Source organism: Shewanella sp. SW24 (assembly GCF_025653395.1).
In the GTDB taxonomy this organism is placed as follows: Bacteria; Pseudomonadota; Gammaproteobacteria; order Enterobacterales; family Shewanellaceae; genus Shewanella; species Shewanella oncorhynchi.
The window spans coordinates 91,521-115,846 of record NZ_JAKKSH010000012.1 but is presented as its reverse complement, the minus strand read 5'-3'; the positions used below and the strand labels follow the sequence as shown (position 1 = coordinate 115,846).

23 protein-coding genes and 1 pseudogene are annotated in these 24,326 nt (G+C 45.5%); 15 read left to right on the top strand and 9 right to left on the bottom strand.

Features of this window, described 5'->3' with window-relative positions:
- The first annotated feature begins 119 nt into the window (after positions 1-119).
- Complete coding sequence (gene gntR, locus L5M17_RS11880; protein WP_263147627.1) at positions 120-1,118, top strand: gluconate operon transcriptional repressor GntR; 999 nt, start codon at positions 120-122, stop codon at positions 1,116-1,118.
- Between the two features lie 53 nt (positions 1,119-1,171).
- Here gntR and gntU read toward each other — a convergent pair whose 3' ends face one another.
- On the bottom strand, positions 1,172-2,515 hold the full coding sequence (gene gntU / locus L5M17_RS11875; RefSeq protein ID WP_263147625.1) for a gluconate transporter: 1,344 nt from the start codon (positions 2,513-2,515) through the stop codon (positions 1,172-1,174).
- An 85-nt stretch (positions 2,516-2,600) separates the two neighbouring features.
- On the opposite strand from gntU, the gene L5M17_RS11870 reads away from it, so the two are divergent.
- Positions 2,601-3,161, top strand: a complete 561-nt coding sequence (locus tag L5M17_RS11870; protein ID WP_173496141.1) for a gluconokinase — start codon at positions 2,601-2,603, stop codon at positions 3,159-3,161.
- A gap of 373 nt (positions 3,162-3,534) precedes the next feature.
- On the opposite strand, the gene L5M17_RS11865 is transcribed toward L5M17_RS11870, so the two are convergent.
- The 4 genes from L5M17_RS11865 to speFL all read right to left on the bottom strand — a co-directional run bounded on the left by L5M17_RS11865 (position 3,535) and on the right by speFL (position 8,787).
- Positions 3,535-4,689, bottom strand: a complete 1,155-nt coding sequence (locus L5M17_RS11865; protein WP_263147622.1) for a porin — start codon at positions 4,687-4,689, stop codon at positions 3,535-3,537.
- Positions 4,690-4,813: 124 nt separating this feature from the next.
- Positions 4,814-6,133 carry a putrescine-ornithine antiporter gene (gene potE / locus L5M17_RS11860; protein WP_105250509.1) on the bottom strand — a complete coding sequence of 440 codons (1,320 nt, stop codon included), beginning with the start codon at positions 6,131-6,133 and terminating at the stop codon, positions 4,814-4,816.
- An 86-nt stretch (positions 6,134-6,219) separates the two neighbouring features.
- Complete coding sequence (speF, locus tag L5M17_RS11855; protein WP_105250508.1) at positions 6,220-8,382, bottom strand: ornithine decarboxylase SpeF; 2,163 nt, start codon at positions 8,380-8,382, stop codon at positions 6,220-6,222.
- A gap of 321 nt (positions 8,383-8,703) precedes the next feature.
- Positions 8,704-8,787 carry a leader peptide SpeFL gene (speFL, locus tag L5M17_RS23140; protein WP_224022194.1) on the bottom strand — a complete coding sequence of 28 codons (84 nt, stop codon included), beginning with the start codon at positions 8,785-8,787 and terminating at the stop codon, positions 8,704-8,706.
- A gap of 503 nt (positions 8,788-9,290) precedes the next feature.
- On the opposite strand from speFL, the gene L5M17_RS11850 reads away from it, so the two are divergent.
- From L5M17_RS11850 to L5M17_RS11825, 6 genes are all read left to right on the top strand, one after another.
- Positions 9,291-9,833 carry a YbhB/YbcL family Raf kinase inhibitor-like protein gene (locus tag L5M17_RS11850; RefSeq protein WP_105250507.1) on the top strand — a complete coding sequence of 181 codons (543 nt, stop codon included), beginning with the start codon at positions 9,291-9,293 and terminating at the stop codon, positions 9,831-9,833.
- Positions 9,834-9,857: 24 nt separating this feature from the next.
- Positions 9,858-10,616, top strand: a complete 759-nt coding sequence (locus L5M17_RS11845) for a helix-turn-helix transcriptional regulator (protein ID WP_263147618.1) — start codon at positions 9,858-9,860, stop codon at positions 10,614-10,616.
- A 49-nt stretch (positions 10,617-10,665) separates the two neighbouring features.
- Positions 10,666-11,016 carry a YkvA family protein gene (locus L5M17_RS11840; protein WP_263147694.1) on the top strand — a complete coding sequence of 117 codons (351 nt, stop codon included), beginning with the start codon at positions 10,666-10,668 and terminating at the stop codon, positions 11,014-11,016.
- A gap of 193 nt (positions 11,017-11,209) precedes the next feature.
- Positions 11,210-12,607, top strand: coding sequence for a hypothetical protein (locus tag L5M17_RS11835; RefSeq protein WP_263147615.1), 1,398 nt, complete (start codon positions 11,210-11,212; stop codon positions 12,605-12,607).
- Positions 12,608-12,609: 2 nt separating this feature from the next.
- Positions 12,610-13,647, top strand: a complete 1,038-nt coding sequence (locus tag L5M17_RS11830; RefSeq protein ID WP_263147612.1) for an acyltransferase family protein — start codon at positions 12,610-12,612, stop codon at positions 13,645-13,647.
- Positions 13,648-13,743: 96 nt separating this feature from the next.
- The gene (locus tag L5M17_RS11825; protein ID WP_263147609.1) at positions 13,744-14,349 is read left to right on the top strand and encodes a hypothetical protein; all 606 of its coding nucleotides are present in this window, start codon (positions 13,744-13,746) and stop codon (positions 14,347-14,349) included.
- Between the two features lie 127 nt (positions 14,350-14,476).
- On the opposite strand, the pseudogene L5M17_RS11820 reads toward L5M17_RS11825, so the two are convergent.
- The 4 genes and pseudogenes from L5M17_RS11820 to L5M17_RS11805 all read right to left on the bottom strand — a co-directional run.
- Positions 14,477-14,665: pseudogene (locus tag L5M17_RS11820) on the bottom strand (hypothetical protein); the annotation flags it as partial.
- A gap of 33 nt (positions 14,666-14,698) precedes the next feature.
- Positions 14,699-15,400, bottom strand: a complete 702-nt coding sequence (arsH, locus tag L5M17_RS11815; protein ID WP_105253012.1) for an arsenical resistance protein ArsH — start codon at positions 15,398-15,400, stop codon at positions 14,699-14,701.
- Between the two features lie 17 nt (positions 15,401-15,417).
- Positions 15,418-15,852: a glutaredoxin-dependent arsenate reductase gene (gene arsC, locus L5M17_RS11810; protein WP_198573266.1), complete on the bottom strand. Its 435-nt coding sequence runs from the start codon at positions 15,850-15,852 to the stop codon at positions 15,418-15,420.
- 87 nt (positions 15,853-15,939) lie between these two features.
- Positions 15,940-17,223 (bottom strand): arsenic transporter, encoded by a 1,284-nt coding sequence (locus tag L5M17_RS11805; protein ID WP_263147607.1) that lies wholly within the window; start codon positions 17,221-17,223, stop codon positions 15,940-15,942.
- 357 nt (positions 17,224-17,580) lie between these two features.
- Here L5M17_RS11805 and L5M17_RS11800 point away from each other — a divergent pair, with 357 nt between their 5' ends.
- From L5M17_RS11800 to L5M17_RS11770, 7 genes are all read left to right on the top strand, one after another.
- On the top strand, positions 17,581-17,928 hold the full coding sequence (locus tag L5M17_RS11800) for a metalloregulator ArsR/SmtB family transcription factor (RefSeq protein WP_263147605.1): 348 nt from the start codon (positions 17,581-17,583) through the stop codon (positions 17,926-17,928).
- A gap of 90 nt (positions 17,929-18,018) precedes the next feature.
- Positions 18,019-19,017, top strand: coding sequence for a permease (locus L5M17_RS11795; protein ID WP_263147603.1), 999 nt, complete (start codon positions 18,019-18,021; stop codon positions 19,015-19,017).
- 11 nt (positions 19,018-19,028) lie between these two features.
- Positions 19,029-19,142: a thioredoxin family protein gene (locus L5M17_RS11790; RefSeq protein WP_173248055.1), complete on the top strand. Its 114-nt coding sequence runs from the start codon at positions 19,029-19,031 to the stop codon at positions 19,140-19,142.
- A gap of 64 nt (positions 19,143-19,206) precedes the next feature.
- A complete protein-coding gene (locus L5M17_RS11785) occupies positions 19,207-20,217 on the top strand; it encodes an ArsJ-associated glyceraldehyde-3-phosphate dehydrogenase (protein WP_263147600.1) in 1,011 nt (336 codons plus the stop codon).
- A gap of 11 nt (positions 20,218-20,228) precedes the next feature.
- Complete coding sequence (arsJ, locus tag L5M17_RS11780) at positions 20,229-21,479, top strand: organoarsenical effux MFS transporter ArsJ (RefSeq protein WP_113941469.1); 1,251 nt, start codon at positions 20,229-20,231, stop codon at positions 21,477-21,479.
- 455 nt (positions 21,480-21,934) lie between these two features.
- The gene (locus L5M17_RS11775; protein ID WP_263147597.1) at positions 21,935-23,425 is read left to right on the top strand and encodes a SulP family inorganic anion transporter; all 1,491 of its coding nucleotides are present in this window, start codon (positions 21,935-21,937) and stop codon (positions 23,423-23,425) included.
- Positions 23,426-23,457: 32 nt separating this feature from the next.
- The gene (locus L5M17_RS11770; RefSeq protein ID WP_263147594.1) at positions 23,458-24,312 is read left to right on the top strand and encodes a universal stress protein; all 855 of its coding nucleotides are present in this window, start codon (positions 23,458-23,460) and stop codon (positions 24,310-24,312) included.
- Positions 24,313-24,326 lie beyond the last annotated feature (14 nt).

Here is a 24,326-nt window from a genome sequence, read left to right as displayed (position 1 = left end):
CGCTGGGCGAACTATTATAAGATCCCTGTCTGATGTTTATGTCTACTATTTGTTTATATTCGATATTTTAGCTATACATCTCACCCATATCCGCGGTTCGTTAACTAACATTAGATATTATGAATAAAAAGCGTAGACCCAGTCTTCAAGACGTTGCCGATCAAGTTGGGGTCACCAAAATGACGGTGAGTCGCTATTTAAAAAATCCAACAAGGGTGGCGCAAAGCACTCAAGAGAAGATTGCTGTCGCACTAGAAACCTTAGGTTATATTCCTAATCGCGCGCCGGAAATTTTAGCGCAAGCAACCAGTCGCGCTATTGGCGTGTTAGTGCCTTCGTTAACCAACCAAGTATTTGCTGAAGTGCTGCGCGGTATCGAGAATGTGACCGGCAAACGCGGTTATCAAACCATGCTGGCTCACTACGGGTATCAGGCCGAATTAGAAGAAGAGCGGGTGGCATCACTGCTCTCTTACAATATCGATGGCTTACTCTTGTCCGAAAGTTACCACACGCCGCGTACCGTGCGAATGATTGAAACGGCGGGCATTCCGGTCATCGAAATGATGGATAGTGTGTCGCCTTCGATTCAACAGTGTGTGGGTTTCGATAACACCGCGGCCGCATGCGAAATGGTTAAGACCATGATTGCAAAAGGCTATCGCCACATTGCTTACCTAGGTGCGCGCATGGATATTCGCACTCAGCTTAAGATGCGAGGCTACGAGTTAGCGATGCAGCAAGCTCAGCTTACACCTTTGGCGATGACCACAAATGAGGCCTCGTCGTTTTCCTTGGGAGCGTCGTTATTGCAACAAACATTAGCGAAATATCCCTATGTGGATAGTTTTTTCTGCACCAACGATGATTTAGCGGCGGGGGTGATATTTGAGTGTCAAAGACAAGGCATCAAGATCCCTGAACAAATTGGCGTTGCAGGGTTTCATGGCCATGATATTGGCCAATCTATGACGCCAAAATTGGCGAGCATTATTACGCCGAGAAAAGAGATTGGTCGAATTGCTGCTACTGAGCTATTAGACAGGTTAAATGGCAAAGAGATAGCAGATTCGGTTATCGATCTGGGCTATCGTATTGATTTAGGAGAAACACTGTAGACTTCCCCTTGATCTTTCGCTTAACGACTTATGTTTGTCATCACAGGTTATCGTTAGAGAAACGCAGAAATGATGACTGCGACTATGCCGCCCGTCGTTCCGATAATAGTCTCCATTACAGTCCAAGTTTGCAGTGTTTGTTTTTCTGACAATCCAAGAAAACGGTTAGCGAGCCAGAAGCCTGAGTCATTGACGTGCGAGAGCACAATTGAACCACCGCCAATGGCAATCGTAATTGCCGCCAATTGAGCACCATCTAAGTTTAGTGGTTCAAGTATTGGGATGATAAGGCCGCAAGCCGTTAACATGGCCACGGTTGCCGACCCTTGGATCACGCGCACTGACGCCGACAAAATAAATGCCAGTATTACAATCGGTAATCCCGAACCTGCCAACATATTGCCTAATGCATCGCCGACACCCGAATCAATCAGCACTTGCTTGAACACACCGCCAGCACCGGTGACGAGAATAATAACCCCCGCAGGTTGGAGCGCACTGCTACAGATTTCCATGATGCGCTCATTGGGAATATTGCGTCTCACGCCCAGTACATAGAATGCGATTAAACAGGCTAGTAAAATGGCGGTGAATGGATGACCTATCAAGGCGAGCCAATTATGCAGATCGGATTTTTCATCAATAAAGCGTGACACCACTGTCTTTAAGCCGATAAGCAGCAGTGGGAACACCACAATACTGATTGATAGCGCGAATGAGGGGATAGGTCCGCCTTCTCGTTCACCTTTTTCCTGCTGCTCGTGGGCAGGCAGCTCAACATGGACTCTTTGGGAGATAAGACTGGCAAAGAGTGGGCCGCCAAGAATCATCGCCGGAATCGATGCCAATAAACCGAAGACTATCATGTAGCCAAAGTCGGCATTGAGCTGGGAAGCGACCAAAATAGGCCCTGGTGCAGGGATGAGAAATGCCTGACAGGTGGCAATACCCGCGAGCAGTGAAATACCAATTTTAACGACGCTGCCGCCCCCTTTACGAACCACGGCAAAGGCGATGCCAATCAGCAGTACCACAGCAACGTCGAAGAAGAGGGGGAGCGCACAGATAAAGCCTGTAAAGGTCATGGCCCAGTGAGCTTTGTCGTTACCAAATTTATTCAGCAGTGTATGGGCTATCTGATCTAGCGCGCCAGTCTCTTCCATTACCCGGCCAAACATGGCTCCCAAAGCGACCACAACCGCAACAAAGCCCAGTGTTCCCCCCATACCTTGTTGAATCGTATTGGTAATATCAGCTGGGTTCATACCAGAGAAAAGGCCGGCAATTATCGACACCAGTATCAGTGATACTACTGCATGTAATCTCACTTTCATCACTAAGAACAGTAGCAGGGCGATTGAACCCAGTGCTGTCAGAATCAATGACATATCAGACATAAGAGGACTTTTCCTTGTTAGTTAAGTTGTCCACATTTTTGTAGGTTACCGGTAACATGTTACCCGTAATATGGTAGAGTGGGAAGTGACTAAATTCGAGAATTGGCATGAGGTTAACAAAGTGACTGAGAGAAAAAAAGGCAATAGCTATGTGTTCATGGGCGTCTCTAGTTGTGGCAAATCTTCGATTGGTGCCGCGGTCGCAAAGGCGTTAGAGACGAAATTTATTGATGGTGATGATCTGCATCCTAGAGCCAATATTATCAAGATGAAATCTGGCTCACCGCTCAACGATAGCGATCGTGCTCCTTGGCTTGAGCGCATCAACGATGCTGTGTATAGCATTGAGCAAAAGGGTGAAGAGGGGGTTATTGTCTGCTCTGCACTGCGTCGCCAGTATCGTGACTTAATCCGTCAGAACAATAGCAAGCTGGTGTTCATTCATCTATACGGAGATTTTGAATTAGTCAAAACACGCATGTTTGCCAGAACAGCCCACTTCATGCCGATTGAGCTACTCAAGAGTCAGTTCGACACGCTGGAAATGCCCGCGAATGATGAAGCTGACGTTATCCAAGTGAGCATAGACGGCACTTTCGAAGAAGTCGTACAACGCTGTATTAATGCGATAAATGGCGAAGGGTAAGGTCAACGTTGGCCATTGAAGTCAAGCGTAAAGTCGTAATGCACATCGGCTTAAACCGCTCAATTTTTTAGAAAAAAAGCCACTCCAGAAACTAACTTGGAGTGGCGTAGAGATAATGGTAAGCCTGCGGTACCATCCAATGAGTGTTACGGCGAGCGTTTGTAGACGGAACGTGCGCCGCACCTCAGTCTCAAATAAGCTCACGCATATGAGCGATGACGCGAGCTGCCTATCCTGCTAAACATGATTTAACTCAACATATGATTAGAACGGTCACTGAAGACTGTTACTCAAAATCGTCTGCTTCATGCGACTAAGCAATGCAAAAGTAGAATGAGCGCTTTAGAAACCTTAGCTAACATCTCCTTTAGTCCTAAAAAAAGTAGTTGATCCCCACTGCGAAGCTGTTGTCTTCCTGTGCTTCGAGTGCAGGATCATCCATATCACTGAAATCTAGCTTCATCTCGGCAAACATCACAGTGTCGTTACTGTAGCGATAATGCAGCCCCAGCATGGCAAATTGGCGAGTCCATTGACCTTGAATAGGCGTAGCTGCATCTGTGTCTAAATCTAAATAACTGAGTACAACCATGGGCACAAAACCGTTGTCGAATTGATAGGCCGTCATCAACTCGGCACCTGTGGCGTCGTAGAGATCGCCGTTGACCAGTTCATTATTTTTACTTTTGTGAGCGTTAAAGCCCACATAGAGACCGTTGGCCTCACGTCCTTCGGCATAGTGATAGTAGTCACCATACATGGCACCAATGCCGACAATTTCATTGGTTTCATCGACTTGGGTATTGCCTAAGTGGCCTTCAAAATCGCCGCGGTTAAAACCTGCGAGTAGCTTAAATTTATCGGTTACCGCATAAGTGATACTGGCGCCGTAGCTGCTGTCAAAACTCAGTTCTGAGTTGGTCATCTCGCTACCGTCATCGTTTTTTAGGCTGACATCACCATTGGTTTTGGCGGCATATTGCAGGGCGATTTGTACTGGGCCTAAATTATTACGGTAAATGAAGGCGGAATCGGCACGGCCTGTACCTGTGAGGCTGCCATCACCGAAGGTGTAAGCGCCAACGCTGTAACCTGCAAATACGTTCGGTAAATCTGTAGTGCCTGCGACATCGTAGTAGGCGCCCCATTGTTTACCGAAACTCAGGTTGCCCCATGTATCATGGGACATGCCAACATAACCTAAGCGGTTATAGAGAAAATCATCGGTTTTTTCGGCGGCGAGTTTGCCCCCTTGCATCACTAGCCCATCGTCGCTGGAGACCATGTTGATCCCCCATTCTGTGGTAGCAAAAGCGGTCCAACCATTTTTCTCGCTGCGTTCGAAGCTGAATCTTAGGCGTGACGAGTCGTCGATAACTGAAGTATCGTGGCTGTCATTTAATGCTGCAAACCCTAACCAACCGGTTAAATCTAAGGTGTTTTTTTGATCTTTATAGAGTTCAACCGCCTGACTGCTGGTGGCCGTTAATAGCATAGGTAACACTAAAGCGAGACAAGTCTTATTCATAAATCCCCCGATAATGAGCAAGTATTCTCCAGGGGATCATAGGCTTGGCCTATGATCCCTGAGTTATCGTTAGTCTTGATGTGGATGTTGGTATTAATTGTTTCCGATCATGCGTTAGCCGTATTTAGGCTGGACGTGTGTCGGCAACAGGCGCTTGGTTTGAGATCACGCCGAAAATAGTCCAACCGAAGAAGGTGGCTATGGCGCCAAGCATCACTGCGGTTTCGCCTGAGCTGTACAGAGCATAGAAGCTATATAACGCACCGATTACGGCGATCACGTTGGCAACGCGGGCTTTATTGATAGGCACTTTTTGCTGTCTTTGCATTATGCCAAGCGCGGCCATAGATAAGATATAAGGCACAATGTTGGTGACGACGGCGAGGTTAACGAGTGCTTCGAACTGTTTGCTCAGTGATGGGCTAATGGTCATCAGCGATAATGCTGTTTGGATCGAGACGATAATAGTCATGCCCCAAATTGGCGCATCGGCTTTGCTGACTTTAGAGAAAATTTTCGGAAAAAATCCTTCATCGGCAGAGGCTTTAAACACTTGGGCAATAGTGAACTGCCAACCTAAGAGTGATCCAGTACAGGAGATAATGGCGCAGGCCATCACGATTTTACCAACTACTGGATTAAACATTTGTGCGAAGGCTAAGCCGAATGGCGCATTTGACATGGCAAGCTCGGCATTTGGCACAATACCAGCAATGACGTTAGTGGAGACAATATAAATCACTGCAGCACCTAAGGTACCGCCCATCACGGCGATAGGTACGTTTTTTTCTGGGTTATCGACGGCTTCTGAGTTTGCACAGGCCGATTCTAAACCGAGGAACGCCCACAAAGTCATAGCGATAGAACCGCCTAACGCTTTGAAGAATGGCATATCATGCGGGTTCCATGCGCCTTTATAGAGGTCGATGTCAAACCAGAACCAACCAATTAAAGATACGCCAATCACAGGCAGAATAATCCCCCACACAGTCACGCTACTGACGCGACCCGTGATGCGGGCACCACCGAAGTTAGCAATGGTTGCCAACCAAAGTACGCCAATGGTCGCAAGACAAATTGCCATCGGGCTTAAGTTAACTTCCAGCAACACGGCAGCGTAACCCACGGCAGAGATGGCAATCGCGACGTTGGCGATTAACAGCGAGACGGCATAGGTGTAGTTGGCCATAAAGTTGCCTGAACGGCCGAAGGCATACTCGGCATAACCGCCCATACCACCGGATTTTTTACTGAACATACCGCACTTAGCAAAGGCGAAGGCGAGGGCCGTTGACCCTGCTGCTGTTACTAACCAAGATAAAATGGAGATAGTACCGACTTGAGCTAATTGGGTTGGCAGCATAATAATGCCCGAACCCATCATGTTGACTATGGTGATAATAGTTAATTGGACGACGCCAATTTTATTTTCTGATTTACTCATACTAATAACCTAATTTAGGTGACTTATTATAGGAGGCATGAATTTGACTGCAGAGTGGGGTTAATAAACTCTGCAGTCAGTCTTCATTATTTATTTAGTACATAGCCCATTGCTTGAATTTTGCCGTCTGCGGTATTTTCGAGATAAACACCTTGCAGTTCTGGTGAGAATCCAGGTAATAGGTTGATGCCTTCTTCAAGGGCAAGGAAATAACGCTGAACAGAACCGCCCCATATTTCACCTGGCACCATACATAACACGCCTGGTGGGTAAGGGAGTGCGCCTTCTGCTGCAATTCTTCCTTCAATTTGCGAGAGTGGGACTAATTCTACTTTGCCACGAATAAACTCTAGGTTTGCTTCCTGCGGGTCCATCACTTTTGTAGGGAAATGTGCTTTACGGAACATTTCTTTCTGCAGTTGTTTTACGTCATGGCTGACATAAAGATTGTGCATTTCTTGGCAGAGTTGACGGATAGAATAGTCTTTATAACGGGCTTTATTGGCATTATAAACGTTAGGTAATACTTCAGATAATGGCGCATCTTCATCGACTAATTTCTCGAAACGAGATATTTGTGATACCAGATGTTGCATCTTGGCCATATCTTCCGCAGGTGTCATCAGGAATAAAATCGAATTCAAGTCGCACTTCTCTGGAATAATATTATTTTCCCGTAAGAAGTTAGCCAGAATAGTCGCTGGAATACCAAATTCGGTATATTTGCCTGTTTCAGCATCTATGCCCGGTGTTGTTAATAAGAACTTACAAGGGTCAACAAAGTATTGGCCTTTTTCATAACCTTCGAAGGAGTGCCATTTCTGACCAGGTTCGAATTCGAAGAAGCGTAAGTCATCGGCCATTTGTTCGGTTTCATAGTCTTGCCATAGGCGGCCGTCGATCATTGTTGGCACGAATGGTTTGATATATTTACACTTTTTGAGCAATAGCTTACGTGCTTCGATACCCGCTTTTACCGCTTCGCGCCACAGATAACGACCACTCGCGCCTTCATGCATTTTCGCGTTTACATCTAGCGCCGCAAATAAAGGATAGAAGGGACTGGTAGAGGCATGCATCATAAAGGCGTTGTTGAAGCGTTTATGGTTGCAATATCTATCTTGGCCTTTGATATGTTTATCTTTTTTATGGATTTGCGAGGTTTGTGAGAAACCTGCCTGCTGTTTATGCACCGACTGAGTCACGATAATACCTGGATCTTCAGCAGTCAGTTCGAGCAAGAGTGGTGAGCAGTCATTCATCATAGGGATGAACTGTTCATAACCCACCCAAGCCGAGTCGAATAAGACGTAGTCACAAAGATGGCCAATTTTATCAATCACTTGTCGAGCATTGTAGATTGTGCCGTCATAGGTGCCGAGTTGGATTATCGCCAAGCGGAATGGGCGTTTTTCATCTGCTCTTTCTGGCGCGACTTCACGAATTTGCTCTCTTAAATAGGACTCTTGGAAACAGTGGGCATCAATGCCACCAATAAATCCGAAGGGATTACGTGCCGTTTCTAAATAAACAGGTGTAGCACCTGCTTGAATTAATGCGCCATGGTGGTTTGATTTGTGGTTATTGCGGTCGAATAACACGAGGTCGCCTTTCGCTAACAGCGCATTAGTCGCGACTTTATTTGATGACGAAGTGCCGTTAAGTACGAAATAGGTTTTATCGGCATTAAAAACTTTGGCAGCGTATTTCTGTGCTTCCAGTGGAGCGCCTTCATGGATCAGTAAATCACCCAGTTTCACGTCGGCATTACACATATCCGCGCGGAAAATTGTTTCGCCAAAAAAGTCGAAGAATTGGCGGCCCACAGGGTGTTTACGGAAGAATTGTCCGCCTTGGTGACCAGGACAGGCAAAGGTAGAGTTACCCATTTCGACGTATTTTTTTAACGTACCGAAGAAAGGTGGCAATAGCGCTTGTTCATATTTACTTATTGCAGTCTCAACCTGTTTTCCGTAGAAGTCAGTGTTATCACCGCAGAGTTCAAATACCCCTGTAATCGATGAGCAAACATCATCAGGGAAGGTTTCTTCACAGCAAACTGAAACGAAAATGGGCAGTTTCAATCCGGTGTTTTTAATCTTTTCAACAATACCATTTCTAACATCATCAACAGAGACTACAGCCGCGCCCACATCGCAAAAATCTGTGGTTAATACATTGACAACTTCTCTGTCGATATCGAAACAAGATCTAACAGATAAGCTAGCGGCTACTTTTAATGATTTCATAGTTAATTTCCCTTTTACTTTATAAAAAATAGATACAAGTGTGCCTATACCTAATTAAAAACATTAATGGTATGAAAATTAGATATAGCTATTCCGTGCGCAGATTAAATGTGGTTATGCCAAAGTTACGAAATAAATATAAGTAGAAATATATTTATTGAGCGTATGAATAGCTTAGCCGCAGTAAAACTGCACTGATAAAAGAATGCTTTGATTAAGGTGTTAGATAATAAACCAAATGAAAACAGTACGATAAGTGTTTGCGCCTATTAGAGCAATAGCACTTTAGACCTGTTAATTGGCCTACTACCTACGCTAAGGTTAGCGGAGGAAGATAAAGGAGTGATCGAAATAGTCACGTTGACTAGGCATCATGATATGCCGTGTGCGCCTGATATGCGCCATAATTTTAGATTTCCTCTTCATATACGACTCCATTATGACTTAGAGAAAATGGTTAGGTTTTTATTACGTAATGAAGTTTATATGCGAGTTATAAATAAAATCATGACCTATGTCTTATTTTTAAATAATTGGCACGTCAATTTAACTTAATTTATCAATATTAAATGGAGTCAATCATGCTTAAGTATCTTTATCTAAATTATGAAAGTAAATATTGTCAGCATTATTTAAATAATATTATTTGCATAAAATATCTTATTTCAAATATCTAATCTTAATTTAAAGGCTGCTGTAATCATCATTCCGATTTATACCGCATTCCATATTTGAATTATTATGCAGATATTTTCGTTACAAAATCATCTTCCTGCTTGAAAAATGCAAAAATGATAACTTTTTTCTCACATTTGAGCATTTGGGGCAGAAAGTTGTCGTTTTAGGGCAGATGTTATTTTTTTGATTGACGTAAAGTGAGTCAGGTCGAACATGAATAGGAGATAGACATGAATAAAGGGTGGTTAGGGGCGAGTTTAGTGCTTGGGTTATTCGTTGGACAGGCAAGTGCTATGACATTAACGAGCAAAGATATGAGCGAGGGCAATAAACTGACATCGCAATTAGTGTTTAATGGCTTTGGTTGCCAAGGGGAAAATATTTCGCCGCAACTGACTTGGACTGAGGTGCCCACAGGAACTAAAGCATTTGCAGTGACAGCTTATGATCCTGATGCACCAACGGGCAGCGGTTGGTGGCACTGGGCCGTATATAACTTACCCTTAGCGCAAACTTCGCTCGCACAAGGTGCGGGCTCGCATGTTGATGCACTGCCCAAAGGTGCTATTGCCTTGAAGAACGATTTTGGCACTACAAATTTTGGTGGCGCATGCCCGCCCCAAGGTCATGGCGTTCACAGGTATGAATTTACTGTGTGGGCATTACCCAGTGTTTTAGAATTGCCAAAGGATGCTAGCCCTGCCTTATTGGGCTTTATGCTCAGGGCACAAGCGCTCGGCAGCGCCAAGTTGACTGCGGTATATAATCGATAATCCATTGATAATTAGGCTGGTGTCATGATCCGTATGTTTGAATATGATTCGAAGCAGGCGCAATCTTTATCTCAAGTCCCTGTACATCAGCCGTCGATTATTCGGGTTATCTATGGTGAAAAGTCTCTGCTCTGGCAAGATGAATCTGTTTCAGTAGGCCAAGGGCAGTTACTGTTAATTCCTGCTGGTTCGCATATTAGCTTTGTTAATCGACCTTTTCTTGGGCGTTATCGGGCGGTGCAGTTATTACTCCCCTACGATTTACCCCAAGGTATTTTATCAAGTGCAACCGATTGGCGTGACCCTATGCCAGTCCAAAACGTATCCCGCGCTGTGGACTTAGCTTGGAATGCGTTATTACAGAGTTTGACCTTGTCTCTGGCCGATCCTGTTCAACTGCATTATTTGGCCGCGTTACTGTTAAGTTTGCCGGATAAACGCAGTGTGAACTGGTTGTATGGACACACCCAACGCAGCGTGACTCAAGCGGCCTTGGCCTTGATGAGTGTGAGTCCTTCGGCGTCATGGCAGCAGGAGGATATTGCCGACAAGTTACACATGAGCACGGCAAGCCTTAGGCGTAAATTGGCCTTAGAAGACACCAGTTTTAGGCAGTTACTGGTAGAAGTGCGGCTTTGTCATGGTTTAGCCATGTTGCAGAATTCGAGTGAGCCTGTATTACAAGTGGCTTTGGCCTGTGGTTATCAATCTGCGGAAAAGTTTTCCTTACGTTTTAAGCAACAATTTGGCCTGACCCCCGCGGCTTATCGTCGTACACTGTGAAGTGGCATGGGTGTATACCCAAACAACTTTAGGGTACTGGAGAAATATGATGGCGGATGAGCAATTTACTGACAGCGGATTTTGGAACAAGATCAAACTCTTTAGCCGTCAAGCAGGTAGAGAGGTCATCGAGCGGGCACTATGGCTTTATTATGCAGCGCAACAACCCAATACGCCTAAGTGGGCTAAGTCAGTCATCTACGGCGCGTTAGCGTATTTTATTTTGCCTTTAGATGCGATTCCCGATCTGACTCCTTTAGTTGGCTTTACCGATGATTTAGGTGCCCTTGCCGCGGCCCTGACTATGGTGACCTTATATATCGATGATGAAGTGAAATCCCTTGCAGCGGATAAACTCACACTGTGGTTTGGAGATAAGCCGAGCGAACCTAAGACTTAAACCTATTGCGAGCGCAATCGCCTAAGTGATGCAAAATTGTGCTAAAAATATGATTTCATTAGGAGTCGTTGATTTGGTTTTGACTGAGATTTTCTGGGGTAAAAATATTTTTTTGCAAATGTTTCACTATTGCTTGATTGCGCTATATGCTAGCGCTGTTTTGTAAACCCCTTGTGTTTGTTTAGGCAGATAAATGAAAAATATTATGGTAGTGATCCTATGGCTTTTAGGTGTCTCTGCCGCTACCCCCGCGTTTGCCGATGAGGTCTCTCCGGAACAACTCGCCCGTCTTTACCTCGATTTTATGGCACAGAATAGTCGCCAGAGCGAAGCTTTGTGGCCTGGTTTTCGCCTTGAAGATAAAGTACACCTCTTTAGTTATGGTGGTAATGTCTGGCTTCGACAGCCTGGTGGCGAAATAATCCAAGATAACAGTGTGTTAGAGTCGGTCAATCTGCACTCTGGTCTATCGGTGAGTTTCGGCTTTCCGCAATATAATGGCCAGCCAGGTGTATTGATCCAGCTCGAAGTGCCGAACATCCAATTTACTCGCGACACTAAGCCAACGGATTTAGCTTTTTTAATCTGGGCGAGCAATGGCTTGCATGAAGCCTTCCATTTTTATGCCCAATCCGAATGGCGAGTATTGGAAGACGGTAAGCGTTATGAGGGCGAGGTCTTTCCGCTCAACTTCGATGCTCGCTATTATCGTTTACAGTTATTTGATGCCTTAATGGCGGCGCTGGCACAACCCGAGCAACAGTCATTACATCTTAGCTATGCAGCCTATTGGTTGCAGCAATGGCGCCAAATTGCGCCGAATGAAGATCGAGTCGGTTACATCAATGATCTTGTTGAAGGCAGCGCTAAGTACGTGGAATTGGCCGCTGGTGCGCGTGTATTGAGTCAAAATCAAACTTTACTTGGTTATCAGCAAATACTGACAAAATATGTGTATGACTATTATCAACAGCAGAAGATGTGGGTTGGTTGGACGGCTGAGGCGGCAAATATTGGCGCTCTGGCGGGCATATTGTTGGATAGCACTCAAGACCCTTATGTGTGGAAAGAGTCGGTCATGTCGGGTATGTTGCCTGTGGATTTACTACTGAACCGCGTAAAGCCAGTATCCCCGCTAGACAAGAAAGACACTAAACAAAAGAAACAGCTGCAGGAGATGCTAGCGTATTACCCTGCCACTCAAGCAAAACTGTCTCAGTTGTTGTTGAATGTGCAGGATCCAAAAGTGCCGTTATTGGTTATGCCGAGCGTGAGCGATAGTAGCAGTTTTATTGATGTGGGTGACGTACGTTCTGGCTTTTATGTGGTGCCCTATCAAGAGGAAATGACTCAAGCTTATTTAGGGATGAGCGCGCAATTTAGTAACTTGTCAGTGAGTGGCAGTCCATTACTCGATGTTCCAGTACAAAATTTTTGTGAGGGCATTGAGGCGGCAACTCTGTTACCTTTAGCATTCCCCTTTCAGCGTGAGGGTCAGTATCTGGTATTCAACGAAGCGGAAGTCCATGGAACTATTAGGGTTTCTGCGAGTGTTGTTGATGGAAGAACCCTCTACTGTGCGATGAATTAATAATGAGAAAAAATCAGCTCGAATTTACCTACATGCGTGGCATTGCGATTATCTTTATCGTGCTTGGCCACAGTATTTACAACTCTGGAGAAGGTTTCCCGCTGTTATTGGAAAACCTATTACGCGGTGGCACGGCCTTGTTCGTGTTTATCTCGGGATACTTTTTCCATCGTATTTTTTATAAGGATTTCGACTACAGCAAGTTCATGAAGAACAAAGTACAGAACGTACTTTATCCTTTTTTAGTCGTCTCTCTGATCGGTTTGTTCTGTTTGTGTTTACGCTGGATTTTTATGGAGCACCAGTCGCTCGATAAACTCTTGCTGAGTATTTTTTACACAATACGTAACGGTTATATCCTGTATCCGCATTGGTATATTCCATTCATCATGGCGGTGTTTTTATTTTCGCCGATATTTTTGTGGTTTATCCGTTGCTCACAGCAGATGCGTTGGACGCTATTTGTACTGAGTTGTGTGGTAGCAATCCTATTGCATAGACCTATAGGTAACGTCAATTTCATTCACTCAGTCGTGTATTTTGTACCTTTCTACTTAATTGGTATTTTATATTCGCAAGATGAACATATTGTGACGCGCTTTGGCTCTATTTTCACAGCACTAGCGATGATTTTTTTAGTGGTGAGCTTAGTCGAACAAACTTACATAGTGCAGCATATTGGTAACTATCATAAGGCACCATTTGAGTACAACGGTATCGATTGGCAGTTTATTCAGAAACTTTGTTTATGTGTATTAGTACTGAATTTCTGTGAATGGTTGTCGGGACGAAGTCGTTTGCCTTGGTTAGTCGAAGTCGCTGAGATGAGTTTTGCCATTTTCTTTATTCATCCACTCTTCGATATGCTATTTAACACGGCTGCAACCGTAATGCGTTTCCGCTTCCCACCAGGTTCTGCTGTGACTAGCGTGCTCTTTTCCGCTGGGATTTTCATTTTCATGATGGTAGGCAGTATTATGACGGCTCGCTTTATCAAAAAGCGTCTGGGTAATCGTTCGCGTACTTATATCGGCTGGTAATCACTTTGGTTTATCATCACTAACACTAGGTGAAATTCAGTTTGAATTTATTTCCTAGTGTTAGGGTGTTTTCCATCTAAAAAAGTGGAGAACATAATGAATCCCAACATTACCCTACCGAGCCTTGGGCTTATCAGTTTGTCTTTTATCGCTTTGCCATCCATCGCCGCTCAAGTTGAGTCGCTATCCACCAAGACGCAGAATACTTTTTTCGCACAAATTGCGGCCCATTGTGGCCAAGCCTTTGCGGGAAAAGTGGTATCGGGTGACACGGCTGATTCGGCCTTTAGCGGCAAGTCGTTAATTATGCACATGCGTGAATGTAGCGACACTGAGCTCAAGATCCCGTTCCATGTGGGTGATAACCACTCGCGTACTTGGGTGCTGACTAAAACCCAGCAAGGGCTTAAGTTGAAGCACGACCATCGCCATCAGGATGGAAGTGAAGATGCTGTGACCATGTATGGCGGCGACACTATGAATGATGGGACAGTACAGAAACAGTCATTTCCCATTGATAGGGAATCTATCGATAACTTCGTCAAGAATGGACTCACTCAGTCGATTACCAATGTGTGGCACATGGAAATTACGCCAACAACGTTTAGTTATCAACTCACGCGCGAAAACCGCGATTTCAAAGTCGATTTTGATCTTACCCAGCCAGTAGCATTACCGCCCAAACCTTGGGGACACGACTAGTGTTGTTATCAAGCTAGCTCAAAATTGTGTTCATCACCTGCTTATGTTGCCCGTTTATGTGGATAACGACACTACACGGGCTCAGCCTTGCATTAAACTCAGTCAACTCATTGTTTCCTAAGCAGATTCAGTGAGCAGAACTTTTATGGCTGTTTAAATATTGGACGATATGCTGGGTTTCAGGCATAAATAGCACTATAAGCTTGTTCAGAGCCTTTATCATGGTGTAAGTCTCTCCCACCTGAGCGTTATCATTTCGCATCCTCAGCGTACCACCTCGCAGATACTTTATCCTGTACATGGCGTCTTCATCAATCCAGAAGGTGGGTGAATACTTTTAGTGTTTAATCTATATTTCTTTTTGATTTACTCGGGTTGATAGCTCTGAAGCGCTTTCTTTGCGTTCGCTATATCGGTTCGTGAGGAAATCAACATTGCCCCTCAGGAGTAAAGTGAATTTCATCAATTCCTCCATAACATCAACTACGCGATCGTAGTAAGGCGAAGGTTTCATTCGGCCTGCCTCGTCAAACTCTAACCAAGCTTTTGCGATTGAAGACTGGTTGGGTATGGTGAACATGCGCATCCATCGTCCCAATATACGCATTTGGTTTAGTGTGTTGAAGGACTGTGAACCACCACTCACCTGCATTATTGCTAATGTCTTACCTTGTGAAGGCCGGACAGCACCTTCAGCCAAAGGGATCCAATCGATTTGGGCTTTCATAATACTGGTCATCGCACCGTGGCGTTCTGGTGAACACCACACCATACCTTCGCACCAACGTACCATTTCTCTTAGTTCCATGACTTTGGGATGACTGTCAGGCGCATCATCAGGAAGTGGAAGTCCAGAAGGGTTAAAAATACGCACCTCTGCGCCCATGTGTGTTAATAGTCGAGCGGCTTCTTCCGTCGTCAGTCGGCTATAGGAGCGTTCTCGTACTGAGCCATAAAGCATCAGTATTCTAGGCGGATGGGTTAGAGGAGTTAGATTAAAACAGTCCATATCCATGTTATTAACCATTAATTCTTGTTTGAGTGCTGGCATATCGTGGTTTAGTGGTTTCATGTGCGAACTCTTTGTCCCTGTTCATTAATGATGATTTCGCCATCTTCTTTGGTGAAAGGGCCTTGTTGTGCTTTGGTCAAAATATCAAGCACTGTCTCAGACGGGCGACAGAGTTTTGTGCCTCGCGGCGTAACGACGATAGGACGGTTAATTAAAATGGGATAAGTCAGCATAAAGTTAACCAGTTCTTCATCAGTAAATGTGTCTTCAGAAAGTCCTAGTCGTTCAAATGGTTCAACATTGTTGCGTAACAATGAACGCACAGAGATTTTCATCTCATTAATTAACTTAAGTAATTCATCGCGGGAGGGCGGCGTTTCTAAGTAGTGGATGATTTGGGGTTCGACTCCACTATTACGGATCAATGCTAAAGTGTTGCGCGATGTGCCACAGGCTGGATTGTGGTAAATCTTAATGCTGTCATCAATCATATTAGTCATAACATGTCTCTGATAAATAATCGCTTATAAATTTATCCATAGGCACTAAACAGATGCTCTAGTGCCCATGGACGAAGATTAGAAGGAGAGGCGCAGCGTCAGTGCCGCTAGGGTGACAAATAGCACCGGTAGCGTCATCACAATGCCGACGCGGAAATAATAACCCCAGGTAATATTAATATTTTTCTGCGCCAGTACATGCAGCCATAGCAGGGTTGCTAAACTGCCGATGGGGGTGATTTTAGGACCTAAATCGCTACCAATCACGTTAGCGTAAATCATGGCCTCTTTAATCACGCCAGTTGCATTGCTACCGTCTATCGACAGGGCGCCAATTAACACCGTTGGCATGTTGTTCATGATGGACGATAAAAAGGCGACCAAGAAGCCTGTGCCCATAGTGGCAGCCCAAAGCCCTTGTTCAGCCAAACTATTTAATACGCTTGATAGGTAATCGGTTAAGCCTGCGTTGCGAAGACCATAAACAACCAAATACATGCCGAGTGAAAAGATCACTATCTGCCATGGCGCGCCGCGCAGTACCTTAGTGGTATCTATGGCATGGCCTTTTTTCGCGACAATAAACAGGATCAGGGCACCCACGGCAGCGACTAAACTCACGGGCACACCGAGGGGTTCTAAGCCAAAAAAGCCCACCAAGAGTAAGACTAATACGCCCCAACCGGTTTTAAAGGTTTGAGGGTCGCGAATGGCGGCCTTAGGCTCGCGCAGTTTTTGCAAGTCGTAGGTCGTGGGAATATCTTTGCGGAAAAACAGATGCAGCATGACTAAGGTGGCGATAATAGCGGCAATATCGACAGGCACCATCACAGCGGCATATTCGTTAAAGCCTATGTTGAAGAAGTCCGCGGAAACGATATTCACTAAGTTAGAGACAATTAACGGCAAACTCGCGGTATCGGCAATAAAACCCGCCGCCATCACAAAGGCTAAGGTCGCTCCGGCGCTAAAGCCAAGAGCCAGTAACATAGCAATCACTATGGGGGTGAGGATCAGCGCCGCGCCATCATTGGCGAATAAGGCGGCAACAGTCGCGCCGAGTAACACTATGTAAGTAAAGAGTAAACGCCCACGACCTTTGCCCCAACGGGCCACATGCAGCGCGGCCCATTCGAAAAATCCCGACTCATCCAATAATAAACTGATGATGATCACGGCAATAAAGGTGGCGGTCGCATTCCAGACAATATTCCATACCACAGGAATATCCCCTAAGTGCACCACACCCAGTAGTAGGGCCAATACGGCGCCCAAGGTAGCACTCCAACCTATGCCTAACCCCTTAGGTTGCCAAATTACTAACACTATGGTGAGAACAAAAATTGCCCCTGCTAACCACATACAAGCTCCTCAAAGAGTAGAGATTGTCTACCCGTAACCATAAAATAATGCCCTCACCTAACGATATTGTCGGTGGGTTTGAATGATTTTTTACATGTGAATTTTCTTATATATCTTAGTGTTGAACACTATACTCAAACACCATTTTGACTAATGCGTAAAACTTAAGGTGATCTTATATACGGATATTTACATATATGAAAATTCGTATATATTGTACAAGGTCTTTCCAAAAGATCCATAGCCATGAAAAACGAGTGTTGTTCCTTACCGCTCACAGCTTGCTGTTTGAATGAGCCTTTAGGAAAGTTAACAAAAGGATCAAAATGTTTGTACTAGTTCAGTCTAAGGGCATCAATGATTAATCCAACCCAGTTTTTTAAATGTTTAGCCGATGAAACCCGCTTGCGTTGCATGATGTTGATACAGCAAGAGGGGGAGCTCTGTGTCTGTGAATTGACCGAGGCATTGCAAGAGACCCAGCCTAAGATTTCGCGACATTTGGCCCAATTACGTAAATGCGGTTTATTAGTTGATCGCCGTCAGGGGCAATGGATTTTCTATCGTATCAATAATGACTTACCCAAATGGAGTCAGTTAGTGCTGAGTGAAGTTACCAACCAAAACACTGTATTCCTTGAAGAAAATATGCGTAATTTGTGCAAGATGGGCGGGCGTCCTGACCGTGCTAAAGCTTGCTGCTAGAAGACTAGCAGCAAAAATTTAACCTCAAATATACGTTTTTTCATATGTTTACGTGTCTAAAGTTTTGCTTAATATTAAGGTGGCGTAACAATGCTGCAAATATTTTCAGATTTAGCGGGCTGGTTAACTTTTGATTTGATGGGTTTAGAGCCCAATACTAAGCTCGCCGACGCCATCCATTTTTTTATTGAAGATACCACTAAGATTTTTGCGCTCCTGTTGCTGATGATTTATGGCATCGCTTTGATGCGGGCTTCGCTCAATGTTGAGCGTGTTCGGGATTACTTGGCGGGTAAAAATCGTTTTGTCGGTTACTTTATGGGATCGGGTTTTGGCGCTGTTACCCCATTCTGCTCATGTTCGAGCATTCCTGTTTTTTTAGGTTTCACTTCCGCGGGGATCCCCGTTGGGATCACTATGGCATTTCTGATCACTTCGCCGTTAATTAATGAAGTCGCCGTTCTGTTGCTTGTGAGTCTGCTGGGCTGGAAGTTTACTGTGATATACGTGCTAGTCGGCATGTCAGTGGGTATGTTGGCGGGGGCATTTTTGGACACGATTCGCGCTGAGCGTTGGCTGCAGTCCTTTGCCGCCAAAGCACTCGAACAAGGTAAGGCGCAAGCAAGTCACGATAATAACGAGGGTATGACATCAATATCCATGACGTTAACCGAGCGACATGAATTTGCGAAAGGCGAGACCCTAGAGATTTTTGGCCGAGTGTGGAAATGGGTCATTATTGGGGTTGGGCTTGGCGCCGCACTCCATGGATTTGTGCCTGACGGTTGGATCGAAGCCCACTTAGGCGATGGTCAATGGTGGTCGGTTCCTGTGGCGGTATTGATTGGTATTCCTCTGTATTCCAATGCCACAGGGGTTATCCCTATCATGGAGAGCCTTATCACTAATGGCTTGCCCGTAGGGACGACATTGGCATTTTGTATGTCTACGGTTGCCGCCAGTTTTCCCGAGTTCATTTTGCTCAAGCAGGTGATGCAATGGCGTTTGCTGGCCATCGTTTTTTCTATTTTATTGATTTCATTCACCTTAATCGGTTGGATCTTTAACGCTATAGGTCCCATTCTGTGAGAATTATAAAAATGTTAAACATCAAAGTATTAGGTAGTGGATGCGCTAAATGCACTAAAACCGCTGAGATTATTACCGCCATTGCCAACGAGAAGGGCATCAACGCGGCCATATCGAACAGATAACGCTTTAATCTTAAACAAATAATATAAAACACCTAATATAAAACTGAGTGTGAAGGATGCAGGTATGACAATCAAAATCGGGATAAATGGCTTTGGCCGTATGGGACGTTTAGCACTGCGCGCCGCTTGGAGCTGGGATGAGGTTGAGTTTGTGCAGATTAATGATCCTGCAGGGGATGCGGCGACCTTAGCCCATTTGCTGACATTCGATTCTGTGCATGGTCGCTGGCAGTACGAAGCCAATGCCGATGCTGATGACATCATTATCGATGGCAAGCGTATTCGCTGTACTCGCAATAAAACCATCGGGGAAACCGATTGGTCCGCCTGCGATGTGGTGATTGAAGCCTCGGGTAAAATGAAAACCAAAGCAGTGCTGCAAGCTTATTTAGATCAAGGCGTTAAACGCGTTGTGGTCACTGCGCCAGTTAAAGAAGAGGGCGTGTTAAACGTTGTCATGGGAGTGAATCATCAACTCTATGACAAAGCTATTCATCCGATTGTGACTGCGGCCTCCTGTACTACTAACTGTTTGGCGCCAATCGTTAAAGTGATCCACGAAAACCTCGGCATAGTGCATGGTTCCATGACGACTATTCACGATATTACCAACACTCAAACTATTTTAGATGCACCGCATAAAGATCTCCGCCGTGCGCGGGCCTGTGGTTTAAGCTTAATCCCCACAACGACGGGCTCGGCGACAGCCATTACCCATATTTTCCCTGAACTCAAAGGTAAGCTCAACGGCCATGCCGTGCGGGTGCCGCTTGCGAATGCCTCATTAACCGATTGCGTGTTCGAGGTGAGTCGCAAAACGACCGAAGCTGAGGTCAATCGCCTGTTAAAAGAAGCGGCAGACGGACCGCTAAAAGGCATTTTAGGTTATGAGGAACGTCCATTAGTCTCGGTCGATTATAAAACCGATCCGCGTTCGAGCATTATCGATGCGCTATCGACCATGATTATCAATGGCACTCAGGTCAAACTCTACGCTTGGTATGACAACGAGTGGGGCTATGCCAATCGCACCGTCGAACTGGCCCGCATGGTCGGTCTGATGGATAAGGCATAAGCTTTATGGGTATGGGTAAGCTGACAGGGTTCTTGTCTAACATATCACCCGAGATCCGCCAGTATTTGGTGGTCACAGGCAACTATTGGGCATTCACGCTTACCGATGGTGCATTACGTATGTTAGTGGTGCTCCATTTTCATGGCTTAGGTTATAGCCCGCTGCAAATTGCCATGCTATTCCTCTTCTATGAAATCTTTGGGGTGGTAACGAACTTAGTCGGCGGCTGGCTCGGGGCGCGTTTAGGCTTAAATAAGACCATGAATGTGGGCCTATTTATGCAGATTGTTGCCCTTAGCATGCTGCTTGTGCCTAGCGGTATGCTGACGGTTGCTTGGGTGATGGCGGCGCAGGCCTTGTCGGGTATCGCTAAAGATCTCAATAAGATGAGCGCTAAAAGCAGTATCAAATTGTTGGTGCCCAATGATGCTCAGGGTGAGCTGTATAAGTGGGTTGCTATGCTCACTGGCTCCAAAAATGCCCTAAAGGGCGCGGGGTTCTTCTTGGGCGGCGCCTTACTGACCCTGTTTGGATTCCAGCAGGCCGTGTTAGGCATGGCGATTGGCCTATTGCTGGTGTGGATTTTTAGTCTGTTAAGTTTGCAGCGCGATTTAGGTAAAGCCAAAAACAAACCTAAGTTCACGGAAATTTTCTCTAAGAGTCCGGCGGTAAACACGCTTTCTGCCGCACGCATGTTTTTGTTTGGTGCGCGGGATGTGTGGTTTGTGGTGGCTTTACCCGTTTATTTGGCCTCAACCTTTGGTTGGGATCATTGGTATGTCGGCGGTTTTCTCGCACTCTGGGTGATAGGCTACGGCATAGTGCAAGGCTTCGCACCTCGCTTGACGGGGACAAAGTCGGCGGGCAAAAACAAGGTTCCCGATGGACGTAGCGCCTTAGGTTGGGCGGCGATATTGAGCATAGTGCCGGCATGCATTGCGCTGGCGATAAGTTATGACTTCCATGCCGCGAATATACTGATTTGGGGATTGATGCTGTTTGGCGCCTTATTCGCGATCAACTCTTCATTACACAGTTATCTTATCGTCAGTTATGCGGATGAAGATGGCGTATCGTTAGATGTGGGTTTTTACTACATGGCTAATGCTATGGGGCGTTTGATCGGGACTGTGTTGTCTGGCTGGGTGTATCAAGTGTATGGCATGGCGGCTTGTCTGTGGATATCGGCGGCATTTATTGCGTTAGCGGCGCTTATCTCAATCAAACTGCCTCGGCATAAAGCGATATCAGATGGTGCTTAATACTTACCTAAGCTATCCCTGAGTTGTTGCAGTTTTTTTATTCAATGCCCGCCAAAGTATGGTGGGTATTTTAATCACTCTGATGTTAACTGAAGTTTTTTGATTTTGAGCAAACAACTCTCTATACTCCGGCCTGTTTTATACACGTCATTATGTCGCTATTCCCAATAGCACTACTATTTTTAATGCAGTCAAATTTGAGTTGGCTCATATAAGTGAGGTTATTTTTCGGTGATGAGCATTAAGCCGCATTAGTTTAATCCTTCCTTTTTGGATCGTTAAGATCCGTCCTTAGTCGCTACCGACTCGGTAGTTGTTTTGCTGTACCCCATAATCCCAATTGCATTTCGTCACCTTGACGCATAAGTACCTCATTGGCTATGCGCTGACATTTGAGTCAAGTGTTGATATTAGCTATTGGAAGATATGATTAAATTTCAATCAGAGTGAGTGACATGATACAAACCATGAAAAAAGAGTGGTTCTCCAACATACGCGGAGATCTGTTAGCCGGTATTGCGGTTGCACTGGCGTTAGTCCCTGAGGCGATTGCATTTTCTATTATTGCAGGCGTCGATCCTAAAGTCGGCCTGTATGCTTCATTCTGTATCGCAGTGGTCATCGCGTTTACAGGTGGCCGTCCTGGTATGATCTCTGCCGCAACGGGTGCTATGGCGTTGTTGATGGTGACCTTAGTGAAAGAACACGGCCTCGAGTATTTACTCGCGGCGACCCTATTAACTGGTGTGCTGCAAATTGCCGCGGGTTACTTAAAGCTAGGAAGCTTGATGCGTTTCGTCTCCCGTTCTGTGGTGACGGGCTTTGTGAATGCACTGGCGATTCTGATCTTTATGGCCCAGTTGCCCGAGCTGACTAATGTTACTTGGCATGTGTATGCGATGACGATTGCAGGCCTTGGTATTATCTATTTATTCCCACTTATCCCTGTGATCGGTAAATCTGTACCTTCGCCTCTCGTGTGTATTGTCGGATTAACGCTTTTTGCGGTTTATATGGGGTTAGATATTCGTACTGTCGGCGACATGGGACAACTGCCTGATACTTTACCTATTTTCCTCTGGCCTGAAGTGCCATTGACCCTTGAAACTCTGATGATCATCTTCCCATACTCGGCCGGCCTTGCCGTGGTGGGTTTGCTAGAATCTATGATGACCGCCACCATAGTCGATGATTTAACCGATACCCAAAGCGATAAAAACCGCGAGTGTAAGGGCCAAGGTATTGCCAATATTGGCGCGGGCTTAATGGGCGGTATGGCCGGTTGCGCTATGATTGGTCAGTCAATAATCAATGTTAAATCGGGTGGTCGCGGACGGTTATCGACCTTTTCAGCGGGGGTATTTCTACTCATATTGATTGTATTCCTCGGCGAATGGTTAAAGCTCATCCCTATGGCGGCACTGGTTGCCGTGATGATCATGGTGTCTATCGGTACTTTCTCTTGGGATTCAATTCGTAATCTTAAGCATCATCCAATATCAACCAACCTTGTGATGGTGGCGACCGTTGCTGTGGTGGTCGCTACCCATAACTTAGCTATGGGAGTATTTGTGGGGGTATTACTCGCGTCCCTGTTCTTTGCTAATAAAGTGGGCCGTTTTATGGTGGTTAAGAGTGTAACGGCTGCTGCCGACGCAGGTCGCCATTATCAAGTTATTGGGCAAGTCTTTTTTGCCTCGGCAGATAAGTTCAGTAATTCATTTGATTTTAGGGAAGTGGTTGATAAGGTAACTATCGACTTATCTCAAGCGCATTTTTGGGATATTACTGCGGTATCGGCCCTCGATAAGGTAGTGATTAAATTCCGCCGCGAGGGCGCTGAGGTTGAGTTGATTGGCCTTAACGAAGCCAGCGCGACCATAGTGGATAAATTTGGGGTACACGATAAGCCTGAATACGTTGAAAACATGATGTCTGGTCACTAAGCCCTTAGCAACACAGTAAAAGGAAAATAACGATGACAAATGTGATTGCCTGTATCGACGGTTCAAAAGTGACACTCGCCGTATGTGATGCCAGTAGCTGGGCCGCTCAGCAACTGGATGCCCCAGTAACCCTATTACATGTATTGGATAAGTCAGCCTATCCGATAGAGTCAGATCTGTCAGGAAATATTGGTCTAGGTACACGGGAGTACTTACTCAATGAAATGGTTGAGCTTGAAGCGCGTCGAGGCAAACTCGCACTTGAGCAGGGTAAGTATATGCTGCAAGACGCAAAAATCCGCGTTGTTGAGAAGCAGCCTAGCAGAATGGTTGCAACCTTGCAGCGTCACGGCGATTTAGTCGAAACTCTGTTAGAGCAAGAATCACATGCCAGACTGGTGGTGATGGGCCGTCAAGGGGAGCAGCATCAAGACCAAGCGCAGGCCATTGGCAGCCATTTAGAAAATGTCATTCGCACGCTTAAGCAGCCTATTTTAGTGGTGATGGACGAGTTTACTGCACCGAAGCGATTTATGATCGCCTATGATGGCAGTGTGACCGCAAGAAAAGCTCTCGATCGAGTTGTAAGCAGTCCGCTACTTAAAGGGCTCGAATGTCATTTAGTGATGGTGTCTGATGATCAATCGCTGGCGACAGCTGAACTGGCGTTGGTGGCCGAATCTTTGATTGCGGCGGATTTCAATGTGGTTACCGCCTTTTGTCAGGGAGAAGTGCAAACGGCCCTTGAGATCTATCAACTTGAGCATCAAATCGATCTTATGGTGATGGGCGCCTATGGTCATTCGCGTATTCGGGAGTTTTTTGTGGGTAGTAATACCACAAGGATGATCAGTAAAAGCCATATCCCCTTGTTATTACTTCGCTAAGTTAAATATGCATT